A 12,958-nucleotide genomic window follows, 5' to 3' on the forward strand; every position below is an offset into this window, starting at 1 on the left:
TCCCTTCTTTATTTAGATGCCTTTTCCCTTGCTTCCTCGGCTAATAAATTCGCAATTATTTGCTCAATAGAAGCTATTTCTGCTAGGAGTGATGCTATCTTAGCAGCAATCGCACTAAACACAGCTGCAAACTGGGCTCCTGCTATCTCTAAATAAGAAGTATGGATTCCAGCTTCCCGAATTTCATCGAAACTAGTGGCAAGTGTCCCGTGCCAAGTAGTTGTAGTAAGCTCTGGTTCAAGACATTTATGTTCATTTTCATTGAACTGAGCCTGCTTATCTGATAGTGAGGACTGACATTCGTTCAGTCTTCTTATCTCTTCTTGTTTCTTGTGAAGAAGTGCATAATAATATCCTAACAAACCTGTTCCCCCCTCTCTCGGGCATTTATGAACGTATCGTTTTATTTGAAGTAGGTGTGTTAACCATTTTAGGAATAAACACCATAAATAACGTAACAAGACCAACTGCGATGATTGCTAACAAAATCAATGTCCTTGTTCTATTACCTGCTGGCTCCATATTAAGGGATGCGCTAGACTGCTCTTTTTCCCCTTTGCTTTCATTTGTAAAAAGCTTTAAATCAGAAGTTTTTGCTGAAACTGTACTTCTCTCACCTCTATTTGAAGTTTGAAATAAGTAGGAAGTGTCCTTACGATTTGGAAGCTTTCTTCTTCCATCAAAATAAATATTAAATTGCTTTTCAGGAATGGTATTTTTCATTTCTGTTTTTTTACGATCATGCAAATAATCAGTATTTTTTTTGAACTTCAATTTCTCATAAATAACAGGTTCTAATTCTTTAATAGATTTTTCTTCGTTTGCATGCGCTGTTGTCTGTGCTAATGACCAACTAATCATTAGCACACAAAACAATATAGTAACCTGTTTAAGACTCATAGGCTTCAGCTGCCTTAGGTGATTCCATTTTTTTATTTTTATTCATAAAATAAGAGACTGCTAGCATGACAACTGCAATTATTGCTGTTATTGCTGCTCCCGCTATAAAACTTGTTTCTGGCTCATATTTTATGGACATATAAACGGTAGATAAAACATCTGGAAGTTTAATGTCCGGTACTGCAAGAATTAGAAGTGGAATGATGTATAAACACATCAAAGCAACACTTGCTATCCATCCTGCAGACTGACCAAACTCAAGGGCTGCCCGAATAATTGAGGCGCCAGCCAACAACAAGAGTATCGTAAATATAGTCCACTCTACTGCTCGTTGATCGTTTAGAATATACATATTGATACTGTAAAGACTAATAATTAGTCCGACAAGTATAGAGAGTATTGCAGTTAATCCTAATCGAAGACCAATTGTTCCATCCTTCATTTGATACGTAAAGTAACCTATTAATAGACTGCTAATAAGCAAAATGATAAATAGAATAACAGGTGGAACTTTTTTTCCTTCTTCCGATAAAGTTGCTTCCCCTTTAACCTCCAACGGATTTACGAAATGATTGAACACAAATCCGTTCTCTTGGCCATCCACATACGTATTTGCAAGAAAGTCTTGAATATCCCCATCAAAATCAGACATAGCATCCACATTTGTTTCCCACTTGTTGCTGAATTCATCTGATGTATCTTTTATTCCATCTGCTTTTACATGTAAATCATTGGCGTAATTCACTAAACTATTTTGTTTCTGTGATAAAGCCTGAATCATCTCACTTAAGGAAAGAAGTTGATTGCTAACATTTTGTTGACCCGCTACTACTTCTCCTTCTGAAATTGTTGCTGCTGGTTCTGCTGTTCCCATCGTTGAAGGAGTTTGAATTTGCTGAAGAAGCAAACTAGCTTGCTGATCGATGGAATTTAAATCACTTACTAAGGAAGCGTGCTGTTGTTCCACTGTTTCTTTATAGCCCGTCATCATAGCAGCAAAAGTAGTACTTAAATCAGTCATACCGAGCTGAGTTTCTGGAATTCCATCACTAACAGAAGTCCAACTTTCCAGCTCTATTTCATTCATATCTACCACATTTTTTAGTAATGCTGTTAATATTTCATCCTTTAATAGTGCGTCTTTATTTGTACTTGCCCCACCCTCATTAAGCGTAAACTCAAACTGTTCCAAGGTAGCATAATAGGAAAGCAACGAATTCAAATCTATATTTGCCGCACCTTTTGTAAATAATTCTTCCAATCTAGTTTGCTGTTCAACGGACAATCCATCATGCTTTAGAAGAGACTCTTCCTTTTGTTTAATAACTGCTCCAATTTTTGCAGTATCTGCAGGATAAGAATTTAATATTTGTTGAACCGATTCATATTCTCTGTATATAGAATTGTAGCTTTCGAGCAAGCTAGCGTAATCACCTGAAGCTTTAACATAATCTGCTGCCCCTGCTTGCTTTGCATTCGTCCAGACTGTTTCCTTCTCGGAAATAACTGTTTGAACAGATGTTAATTCACCTTGAAGTTTCTCCAGTTCACCTAGCAAAGAAGAGGTTTGATCTGTTTCAGCTACTTTCGCTTTTAAGGAAGTGAGTGCTAATAATATTTCATTTACCTTCGCACGTTCCTCTTCCATATTCGGGAGGACAGTATCCGTAATTACAGCAGCTTTACGAGCCATATCCTCCTGAATCGTTGTTAGTAGCTGTGGATTAGCACCTATGCTCTCAATACCTAGTACACCAGTTCCACTTTTGCCTGCAGCAATACCTTTTTCTAGATTGCTTAATATTGTATTGTTATATCGATCAATCGCTGTCCCTTGAACTACTAAGAGGTCTGCAAGCTGTCGATCAACCTCGCTTTTACGAAATTCGGATAAGGCATTAAACTTTGCTTTATTCTCATCAATAATGCCATTTACTTTTACTATTTCTTCATTCAATCTTTCATTGCTGTCTTCTAATTGTTGTACTGATTTATTAAATTGCTCTGTTTGGGCTGCTGCTGCAGCATGAATTTTTGCCAAGCTATCGTTTTGAACTTGTTGCAGAATTTCCTTTTGAGTATCTTGAAATTGTTTATATTGTTGAACATATGTGATAAAACCATTCATCTGCTGGCCAAAAGTATCTGCATTTTGAATACGGGAATTATACCCATTATTTGCAGAACTTATTTGGGAAAGTAATCCTTGCATTTGCTCTTTTTGTCTTTTCATTTCTTCAGCCAATGTTTCGGACTCAGGTTTATAATAGTCCGCCATTGCAGTTAAAAATTCTGTTTCCTTCCCTAAAATATTCTTGAATCCCTTTCTTATGTGGTTCATTTCCTGTGCAACATAACTCCAATAAAGTGTCGAGATTTTTTCGTTCACTCTATTAGTAGCCGATTCAATTTCATAAAGAACTTTTTCTTTGCGAACGCCCGTTTTCTGTCGTTGCACTTGATAAGAGAATTCCGCTTTCTTCGGGTTTTGCTGATCATAAGACATAATATTTTCAGAGAAATTAGAAGGAATGTATACAATTGCTTCATACTGATTGGACTTCAAGCCATTTTCAGCCGCTCCACGTCCCATCACTTTCCAATTATACGAAGAACCATCTGCCAAAATGGAAACGACTTCTTCTCCCATGTCAACATTTTCATTATCTTTAGAGAGACCCTGGTCTTCATTTACAATTGCAATCACTCGCTTATTGGGGGTATTTAAATCTAAAATATTTACACCCATTAGTTGAAAAAATAGGATGGGAACAGCTAAGATTAGCAATATTCCCGCAATCATTTTCCACATTTTACTTTTATCCGTCGTCTTCATTGAACGATCTTCCTCTCAATCTTGCATAACGGGGTAAGAACTTTTGTAGAATTCCCGTTTATAATATAATGGGCAAATCCTAGCGGAAGTTCCGCTTCTTTTCGTTCGTATGCCAATGTATATAATGTCTGTTCTGATTTCTTCATAAATAGGAGTGCTTGTCGGACTAGCTTCAACTCATTTGTAAATGCATCATATCCTTTCGTGATTTCAGCGTTATTACCAGAAACAATGATATTAAAGCCTAAATGAGAATATTTTTTCATCAGCTTGGAGAGTCGATCTTGTATCCCGGCATCTGCAACCTGTAAAAATCTTGTGTACCCATCGATAATGAAATAAGAAAGTACTAATTTTGGAGCTCCGTTTCCTTGCTGCAAGCTTTCTAAATAGTCTTTTTCGACATCCATGTAATACTGCTCGATATGTGTGATCCAGTTAACAAGCGCTTCTTTCGTTTCTAAATAATTTACTTTGGATTCCTCTGAAAACATGGATAATCCACGATCAAAACTATCAAATATCGTAATAAAGCCTGTTTCCTGCTCTTCTAAGTTTTGAATTATCCATTTCAATGCATTTGTTTTTCCTCTTTGAACTTGCCCGACAAGAAGGCAATGACGATTTTTATGGAAATTAATGGTCACTGGACGAACTGTTTCCTCATTTAAACCAATTGGAACGATTCCATTTTCTTTTTTGTCATCTAAATAAACAGGGAAGCTGATCGTTGTTAATTCGAATGGTAGCATTGGTATTCGTTTTGGAAGTTCATACTCGCTATATTTAGCTAATGAAGTTTGAACTTTTGATTTAATCGATTCCAATACGTCAAAATCATCTAAACCACTGGCAGGTAAGAATATTTGTGCAAATTTAACTTCCTCTTTTTTAATAATTGCTCTTCCAGGGAAAGGCTCCAAATCAAATGGAACTCGACCTACAATTCCATATGCTTCACTCGTATCAAATAAATAATGAATGATTTTTGTTTTTAAATTATTCATTAGTGACTGTCTTACAGATTGCACCCTCGTTGCGGTGATCAACAAATAGATTCCAAGGGACTGGCCGTCGCGTGCGAATTGAATTAATTGCGCTTCCAATTCTTCCATTTCTTCGCGGATAATATCATAATTATCTACTGCAATATAAATAAGAGGTAATGGCTGTGCAGTTAGTCTATTGTACATATTGATATTGCTAACTTCTGCTTGTTGAAATGCTATTTTTCTTTCGGAAATTTCTTTGTTCATTAATTTAACTAGCTTTTCTCGTTTTAACTCTTCGTCAATTGTTAAATAATCTGCTGAATGTGGGAGCTGTCGAAGTGGGAGCAACGAACCATTCCCATAATCTAATAGATAAAAATGCGCTTCACTTGGAGATAATTTATCACTAATCCCTAATAGCATCGTTAATAAGGTGTACGACTTTCCATATCCAGAAGAACCGAAAACACCTACATTTCCATCCCTTTTCCAGTCATAATCAATCGGCGTTTGACTCTGTTTCTCTGGTTCATCCATCATTCCTATTGGAAAGGCATGCTTTGCAGCAGAATCTTTTGGACTTTCTATTCTTAATGCGAGTGGAGGCAACCAAGGGCTAGCCAGCTTTTTAATGGATAAATCTTTTTGAATTTGTGCAATCTTTGTAGTGACTGCTTCCATTTCCGTTAGAATGCTCTTTTTCTTACTAATATTTGTTTCAATATCGGAAAGTGGATATAAACCTAGATCTGTAACTATCGCTACATCATCTTCTCCTTCAAGCGTTTCTTCCATATAAGGTGCACCACTCCAAGCAGATTGGAACAATTCATAAACTTCGTTATTCCCTACCTGTAAATAGCCTCTACCCGTAACCGTGATCGTAGCAGCGTCCCCATTTTTTAATATTTCTTTACTATCGGATGCATCCTGCACTTTCAATGCAACACGAAAACGCGCATTACTCCAAATTTGTTCATCAATGATTCCACCAGGCTTTTGTGTTGCCAAAATCAGATGAACACCTAGACTTCGACCGATACGGGCTGTACTCACTAATTCACGAATGAATTCAGGTTCCTCGCTTTTTAACTCAGCAAATTCATCCGAAATTAAGAACAGATGCGGCAAAGGCTCATTCGCCATTCCTTCTTTAAAAAGTGTCGTGTAATCATCAATATGTGCGACACTGAACTGATCGAACAGACGCTGTCTACGCTTCAGTTCACTATTAATAGAAGCAAGTGCACGCATACTAAAGTTCTTACTACCTTCAATATTTGTAATCGTACCTAAAAGATGAGGTATATTTTTAAACGGTTGTGCCATACCCCCACCTTTATAGTCAATCAGTAGAAATGCTACTTCATGCGGATGAAAATGAACCGCCAGCGATAAAATATATGTCTGAAGAAATTCACTTTTCCCCGATCCAGTCGTACCAGCAAGTAAACCATGAGGTCCATGCGCTTTTTCATGAAGATTCAATTGAACGAGTTCTTTTTTCCCTTTGAAACCGATTGGGACAGCAAGAGACTTGGCTGATTCATTGATCCTCCAATTACGGCTTATCGGTACATCCTCTACATCCTTCACTCCGAACATTTCCAAAAAGCTTACTGAGTTTGGGATAGAGTTTTTCATACCTATTTGATGATTAAGCGTTTTTAGGGTACGAGCAAAACGTTCATTCGTCTCTTGTTCGAACTGATCCAAATGGAATTGTTTTTCTAGTGCCTTTCCAGCATCGATTAAGATATCACCTTCTCGTTCGTTTACGTAACGGACTAGTGTATGAACATTTTCGGTCATTCTTTCTTGTGCTGTTTCGGCAAAAATGACGGATATTCCAAGGTCTTTAGTGTTTTTTCGTTCTAAATATTCGAGTATGACATGCTCTGCTAGCAAGGTATAATCAGAAACGATGAAAATGAGATGGGGAGCAAATTTTATTTTCCCTTTCATTTCATCGGCATCACGCTCCCGAATTATTTCATATAGCGACGACAGCAACTGGTCGCGAGTCTCCTCGTTATGAATCAAACCCTTTGCATGCATATAAGGTAGTGTAAAATGTGGCAACCACTTCATCCACTCAATATCTTTGTATTCTTTATGGTTAAAAACGTAAATGAATCTTACATCATGGTAACTATGCGCAAAAGCAAGCTGGCCAATGATTTGCTGTAGCTCGCGCTTAATAACTGATTCTTTCCCAATCAAACCTAGTATTCCTTCTGATAAGCGTGTAGTCATCGGCGCATTTGGAAGTTCTTTATATACTTTTTCCATTCGTTGCGCTTGTTCGAGAAGATCATCTACTTCTCTATTCGCAATATCACCGGATGATAGGGTAATTTCATAGCTCGCAGGAACTTCACCAGTACCAAGTCTAAATTCCAAAAAGTCATGACTATCCAACGTTCTTTCCCAGATCCGACTAGACAACTGCTTCGTCCTTTGTTTCATTTCTTCAAAAGAAGGGAAATGATACTCTAATACAAACTTTTGTTTTTCAGAAAGCTCATAAAGCTCTTGGCGCATATTATTTAAGTAAGCAGTGTATACTCGGCGCCTCTTCTCCCCATTTAACTTTCGTTTTTTTCGATCTTTAAAGTATTGAACAGTAGATGTTATTAAAACTAATACGAACAAAGTGACAGAAATAATAATATAGGTTCCCCTTGGAATAAAAATTGCTACAACACCCATTACAATTAACATAACGAGTGGTAGAGCAATGATTAACCAAAGACTTCGACCATTATCATCGCTTTCTTGCGTTGGGAAGGATAAGGAGACCTTCTCTTTAGGTACATCATAAATCATCCGAGGTGTCCTTCTATACTCCGGATATATATTGAGTATCTCCGATTTTGGCACTTCTATCTCGGGAAGAATAGTTTCATATTTTACGGAAGAAACGACTTCCAGCATATCCTTTTCTACTAGCTTCATTTCCATGAACGCCCACTGTAGGACGTCACCTTTTTGCAAAACATGATTAGATTCGCAACGTCTACCGTTTACATATAAAGGACAATTAAATTCTTTTTTAATGATCCAGCCGGCTTCTATTTTATTTAGTGAAAAATGTCCAAACTCCACTTCTGGAAACTGCACTTCTTTTCTTTGGAAAGTTGCATTCTCTAGCTTACAATTAAAGGATATTTCATTTTCATAATCGATAAAGTATGTCTTAGATGTAAGAGGTGTGTAGGATATATATAAACGAAGAACACGCTCTCGTTGTTCTATAGTGATGCTTTTTGCTTCACTAATCTCTCCTAGACTGTTATTGCTATCATGGACATAATACTTGTTTTCATTTTTCTCCACTGTTATTGGCCCATAAGTAAAAGGGTAGGACAGTATGGTAAGATCATGCTCAATACCAGGTCCGATTGTGAGTGAAGTTAAATCATTTTCCTCCCAATTTAACCGTTGATAGTCATCCCCGTAAAAAGCCCATAGCTGCAACATTTGACACACCTTCTTTCAAACCGTTGTTATTTTTCACTTAGTTATCGGATTCCTCTTCTTCTTCCATCAGTTTTTCATATTCTTCTACTTCTCTATCTATTTCTTCTACAAGTGTTTGAATTTCTTCTCCCGTAAGACCTTGATCTGCTTTGATTTCTTCACGTCTTTTCAATAATCCATAAGTAATTAACTCTCCATCTTCCATGGCGCGTGCTAAATCTACTGCATTTTCAGCCTCTCCACGACCTATATAAATCCAATATTGCAAATAATCCGCATCTGTTTGAAGTGTTATATTAGAAAGCACATTCTCTTTTTGTTCCTCGTCTAAGCGCTCATTTGTAACGGATGAATAGGCAAGTTCATAAAGAACAACATACGGCATGGACTTGACACTATAAGGGCTGAGTTCGGTTACAACTTGACTGTAATTTTGCCCTAAAAAATATTCATGACCAAGCGTATATGCTTCATTTTTAGGTTTTTCATGAATGAAATAAATAATCGTAAATACGATTGCAGGAAGTAATAAAACACCAAAGCAAATAGATAGACCCTTTGTAATTTTCCACTTTTTACGTGGCAGTCTGATATTCTCTCTTTCTCTAAATTCAAGCTGTTCAAGCTGTTCACTAATGTAATTTAGTAACGACTGGCTATCTTGCATCGACATGATCGTTGAACCGATTTCTTTTAACTCGAGAATCTCTGAATATTTTAAGTACTCTTCAAATGTGAAGGATCCATCAATTGCAGCAGCTGCAACTGCTTTCGTCTCTAACCAAACCCGTTCTTCATTTTTTTCAAATGGGGGAAGGCTACCTTGCACTCCATAATAAATGAAGAGAGGTTCCATCCCTCGGCTATATACAGTATTTTCTGGGCAGACAATGAGATTGAGGCGTGGATATGGGTGGGAATGAACCTTCTCAACTAACTGATAGGCGAACATCCATCTAGATTTTTCATCTTCCATATGGATTTCATTAAATCGTTTAAAGGTACTAGGAATTTCTGCTTGAATGATTAATTCATCATCTGTAATGACAATGTCTTTCGTGATTTTTGGATTAACTTCTTTCAGAAATATAATCTCAGAAGTCCTTTTAAAACCAACTCGTTCCTTTTGGAATACAAAAGTAGTTTTATTTTCTTCTTGATTGATTTCTGCTCCGATCCTATTTTTCAAATATGTATGTATGTTAGTCGCCATTTATATTGCTCCTTCAAATGATTTCAATACGATCACCAGTCGTAATCCCACATGCTTCCATCGTCAGGTGCCCTGGGAAGATTTTATCCTTATTAACTACTCGAACCCAATGGCCTTCACGCGGAATACTGGAAATTGAATTAGCTTGCCATGCGATATCAATCATTTTTTTCATCGTATAATAATTGGAAAGCCTCAAATCGATTACATTACTCTCATAATTCGAAAGATCAACAGTAATCTCTATATACATAATTCGTACCTCCCTTAAAAAGCGACACTAATTTATTTAACTTACTGGCTCTTGTGTTTTGTACGTACAGTTGGATGGTGGAGTGAAATGAAAGTAGGAACAATCTTTATTCTTAAGGAAAAAGCGTCTTCCAATGAGGAACACGCTCTTTATTTATCCCAACTAAAACGGAACAACTTAACCGCGAATTTGTCCTGCAATTTGTTGGTCTGCGTCTTGTAGCGCTTGACCTGCACGGCTTAATTGGACACCAACCTCACTTAAAAGCTCACGCATTTCATTAAAATGAGGTTTTAATCTTTCATATTGCTCAGCAAAGGCTGCACTAGAAGCACCTTCCCAAATTGATTGAAGCTCTCCGATCATTCCATCTAGACGGCCAATTTGAGAAGCAACCTCACTTGATTCATGGTTGTAACGTCCAGCCATAGCATCAAGCTCAGCAGGTGTTACGCGAATAATTCCTGACATTCCATACATCTCCCTTGTTTTAAAATTTAATAAAATTTATAAAATAACTGTCTTCCAAAGCAATCCTCCGTTCTTTGATGATTGAACAGAAAAATCGCCTTATACTAACAGATATTCCTAACTTAGTGTTTTCAACATCTCTGAACTTGTAGGAGTTAATTTCAACTATTTCTGAAGAACTTAACCTAGAATGTTGAGAAACATTGCATTACTTTTCAACTACCAACTTTCGGCTTACATCCCAATACTTTCATCCCCCATAAAATTAGGGGATAAACCTAAATTGAAAAATAAATATATTATTCTTGTAATAGTTGTAATGGGAATTATTAGAAAATAAATTTCCTTACTTTTCCTTAATATAATAAATAACACTCTATTTTCCCTCCGTCAAAGAAATCAAAACAGTCTTATTTTTCCGAATAGAACTATCATCATATAGACTATTGTCCCTAAATTAAAATATTTGAATTTATCTATTAAATATTTTTCTAAACCGTCTTTCATTTCTCGTGAAATATCAAATATATATAATTAATTGTTGTTTTCATTACTTTTGATTCATTTTATAAACTTTCACACCCAATAAATACCTCAACATAAAGATACTTGGAACTGTAATTTTTTATAAAAAAAGAAATATTACAGGTGCCAGGCACTTGTAATAATTCAGAATATTACGTTAAAATAGGTATTTTATATTGGAATTAATCTTCTTAAAAAGTTATCAATTCGATAGTTAATACATCTCCAATTTATTATTTTTTAGGTAATAGTAATCAAAAAAGCATCATTGATAATAATCCAAATTACATGCTATACTTCATTTGTAAAGGAGTGGAAATTTTGAGAAAATACAGTGGATTAATGAAGTACAAGTTTTATTTAGTTTTTCAAGGCGGAAAAGAATTAGCCTTTGAAACAAATACAGATATTCGAACTGCAAAAAGAGAATTTATCAATGGAAGTATATTTGTTAGTACAGAAAATAATTACACTATCAATATTTCCCAGTTAACAAGCTTAAAAGTAAAAATTCAGCATTAATAAATAGTTATTATTTACAGCAAAAGAAAACGCATTTCATTCTCTTACAGAATGAAATGCGTTTTTATTTCTTCCTATTCATCTTATGCTTCACTTCTCAATGCATTTTTCAGCACTTTCCCGCTGGCGTTTCTAGGTAGACTTTCAATCATTACTACCTCTGCAGGTAGTTTATATTTTGCTAGTTGTTTTGAAGTAAATGATATGACGTCTTCTTCTGTTAATGATTGACCTTCTTTAATTACAACGAAAGCTTTTGGTACTTCACCGTAAACCTTATGGGGTACGCCTACTACTGCGGCCTCTAGAACCTCTGGAATTTGATATAAGACTTCTTCCACTTCTACAGGATAGACATTCTCCCCTCCTCGAATGATCATGTCTTTTTTACGATCTACAATATATAATAAGCCGTCCTCATCAAATCTACCTAAGTCCCCACTATATAACCATCCATTTTGAATCGCTTGTCTGGTTGCCTCTTCATTTTTCAAATAGCCTTTCATTACTTGTGGACCTTTTACCACAATTTCTCCTACTTGGCCGATCGGAAGAGGATGGCCAAATTCATCCACCACTTGAAGCTCTGTCTGAGGTAAAGCTTCTCCAACAGATCCAACCTTTTCAAGCGCATAGTGATCTCTCAATGTTGACGCTGCCGGTGAGTTTTCTGTTTGTCCGTATAGATTTTGCACCTTCACATTAGGATATAACGACTTCACTTTTCGAACTAACTCATATGGCATAGGGGCTGCTCCATATGTAAAGAGTCGTAAATGAGGAAGCTTAAGTTCAGACATTTTAGGAGTATTCAATAAAATCATATACATTGCTGGTACCCCAAAGAAAATAGTTATATCTTCTTTTTCCATCGTATTGAGCGCTTTATCAGGTGAGAAAGCTTCTTCAATTACAATAGTCCCTCCTGCATATATTGCAGGAATACAGAAAACATGACTAGCGGCACAATGGAATAAAGGAGTGACAATTTGTACACGATCGCTTTCCGCATACCCCACTGCTTCCCCCCAAATCTCTGCCGTCGCTTTAACGTTTGCAGCTGTCAACATAACCCCTTTTGGCTTTCCGGTTGTTCCGGAAGTATAAAAAATAACTGTCGTATCCTCTGGTTGAATAGGCGTCTCGGTGAATTGAATCGATTCATCTTCTAAAACTACTACTAAACTATTATCTTCTCCCACTCGCAAATAATCTTCAAACTGATCAAACGTATCTTTAATTTCCTCTAATACAGAATTAAAACCAACATCATAAATAAGTGCCTTCGCCTCGGAATGCTTAAAAATATATTCCACCTCGGGAGCGGTTAGCTTCGTATTCACTGGCAACACGGTGAATCCCCCAAGCTGGCAAGCATAATAACAAGTTAAAAAGTAATCGGAGTTATTTAAGTACACAGCAATAATGTCCTCTTTTTTGTATCCCTTTTCTTGAAAATACCCTGCTAAACGCTTCGCTTGTTCAAAAAACTTTGCATAACTCGTTTCTCTTCCTTCAAACTTCGTAATAACTTTTTCAGGCTGATTTACAGCATGCATTGCCAACTTTTCAGAAACAAACATATCCCAAACCCCTTTGTCGTGTAATATGAACAGTTTTATATTATCTGAAAATTTAATCATTTAAAGCTATTATACTTCCAACTTTGCAAAAATAAAAGTATTGAGAGGAAGCTGTTTGTTACAGTGGTGTTTGAGGTGGCGGGGACCACTAACACAACTGGACAAATAAAAAAAATCAAA

The 12,958-nt window shown here is 36.3% G+C and carries 9 protein-coding genes; 1 reads left to right on the plus strand and 8 read right to left on the minus strand.

What is annotated here, in order from left to right; genetic code table 11:
• Positions 1 to 8: 8 nt before the first annotated feature.
• From WAX74_RS03260 to WAX74_RS03290, 7 genes are all read right to left on the minus strand, one after another.
• Positions 9 to 362 (minus strand): YwqH-like family protein, encoded by a 354-nt coding sequence (locus WAX74_RS03260; RefSeq protein ID WP_336496232.1) that lies wholly within the window; start codon positions 360 to 362, stop codon positions 9 to 11.
• Between the two features lie 25 nt (positions 363 to 387).
• Positions 388 to 900, minus strand: coding sequence for a type VII secretion EssA family protein (locus tag WAX74_RS03265; RefSeq protein ID WP_336496233.1), 513 nt, complete (start codon positions 898 to 900; stop codon positions 388 to 390).
• On the minus strand, positions 890 to 3,736 hold the full coding sequence (gene esaA, locus WAX74_RS03270) for a type VII secretion protein EsaA (protein WP_336496234.1): 2,847 nt from the start codon (positions 3,734 to 3,736) through the stop codon (positions 890 to 892). The genes WAX74_RS03265 and esaA overlap by 11 nt, the downstream gene beginning before the upstream one ends.
• Positions 3,733 to 8,211: a type VII secretion protein EssC gene (essC, locus tag WAX74_RS03275; protein WP_336496235.1), complete on the minus strand. Its 4,479-nt coding sequence runs from the start codon at positions 8,209 to 8,211 to the stop codon at positions 3,733 to 3,735. Before essC ends, esaA begins: the two co-directional genes overlap by 4 nt.
• Positions 8,212 to 8,248: 37 nt before the next feature.
• Positions 8,249 to 9,424 (minus strand): type VII secretion protein EssB, encoded by a 1,176-nt coding sequence (gene essB, locus WAX74_RS03280; protein WP_336496236.1) that lies wholly within the window; start codon positions 9,422 to 9,424, stop codon positions 8,249 to 8,251.
• Between the two features lie 13 nt (positions 9,425 to 9,437).
• The gene (yukD, locus tag WAX74_RS03285) at positions 9,438 to 9,677 is read right to left on the minus strand and encodes an ESX secretion system protein YukD (RefSeq protein WP_336496237.1); all 240 of its coding nucleotides are present in this window, start codon (positions 9,675 to 9,677) and stop codon (positions 9,438 to 9,440) included.
• 177 nt (positions 9,678 to 9,854) lie between these two features.
• The gene (locus tag WAX74_RS03290) at positions 9,855 to 10,148 is read right to left on the minus strand and encodes a WXG100 family type VII secretion target (RefSeq protein WP_053590397.1); all 294 of its coding nucleotides are present in this window, start codon (positions 10,146 to 10,148) and stop codon (positions 9,855 to 9,857) included.
• Between the two features lie 846 nt (positions 10,149 to 10,994).
• Between WAX74_RS03290 and WAX74_RS03295 the strand changes: the two genes are divergently transcribed.
• Complete coding sequence (locus tag WAX74_RS03295) at positions 10,995 to 11,195, plus strand: hypothetical protein (protein ID WP_336496238.1); 201 nt, start codon at positions 10,995 to 10,997, stop codon at positions 11,193 to 11,195.
• 83 nt (positions 11,196 to 11,278) lie between these two features.
• On the opposite strand, the gene WAX74_RS03300 is transcribed toward WAX74_RS03295, so the two are convergent.
• Positions 11,279 to 12,778 carry a class I adenylate-forming enzyme family protein gene (locus WAX74_RS03300; protein WP_336496727.1) on the minus strand — a complete coding sequence of 500 codons (1,500 nt, stop codon included), beginning with the start codon at positions 12,776 to 12,778 and terminating at the stop codon, positions 11,279 to 11,281.
• Between the last annotated feature and the right edge of the window lie 180 nt (positions 12,779 to 12,958).

The organism is Psychrobacillus mangrovi, assembly GCF_037104765.1.
Lineage (GTDB): Bacteria > Bacillota > Bacilli > Bacillales_A > Planococcaceae > Psychrobacillus > Psychrobacillus mangrovi.

What these genes read in the sequence shown, in the direction of transcription:
- WAX74_RS03265 (WP_336496233.1), bottom strand. Translation starts at nt 900, where the DNA reads ATGAGTCTTAAACAGGTTACTATATTGTTTTGTGTGCTAATGATTAGT.
- esaA (WP_336496234.1), bottom strand. Translation starts at nt 3,736, where the DNA reads ATGAAGACGACGGATAAAAGTAAAATGTGGAAAATGATTGCGGGAATA.
- essC (WP_336496235.1), bottom strand. Translation starts at nt 8,211, where the DNA reads ATGTTGCAGCTATGGGCTTTTTACGGGGATGACTATCAACGGTTAAAT.
- essB (WP_336496236.1), bottom strand. Translation starts at nt 9,424, where the DNA reads ATGGCGACTAACATACATACATATTTGAAAAATAGGATCGGAGCAGAA.
- yukD (WP_336496237.1), bottom strand. Translation starts at nt 9,677, where the DNA reads ATGTATATAGAGATTACTGTTGATCTTTCGAATTATGAGAGTAATGTA.
- WAX74_RS03290 (WP_053590397.1), bottom strand. Translation starts at nt 10,148, where the DNA reads ATGTCAGGAATTATTCGCGTAACACCTGCTGAGCTTGATGCTATGGCT.
- WAX74_RS03300 (WP_336496727.1), bottom strand. Translation starts at nt 12,778, where the DNA reads ATGTTTGTTTCTGAAAAGTTGGCAATGCATGCTGTAAATCAGCCTGAA.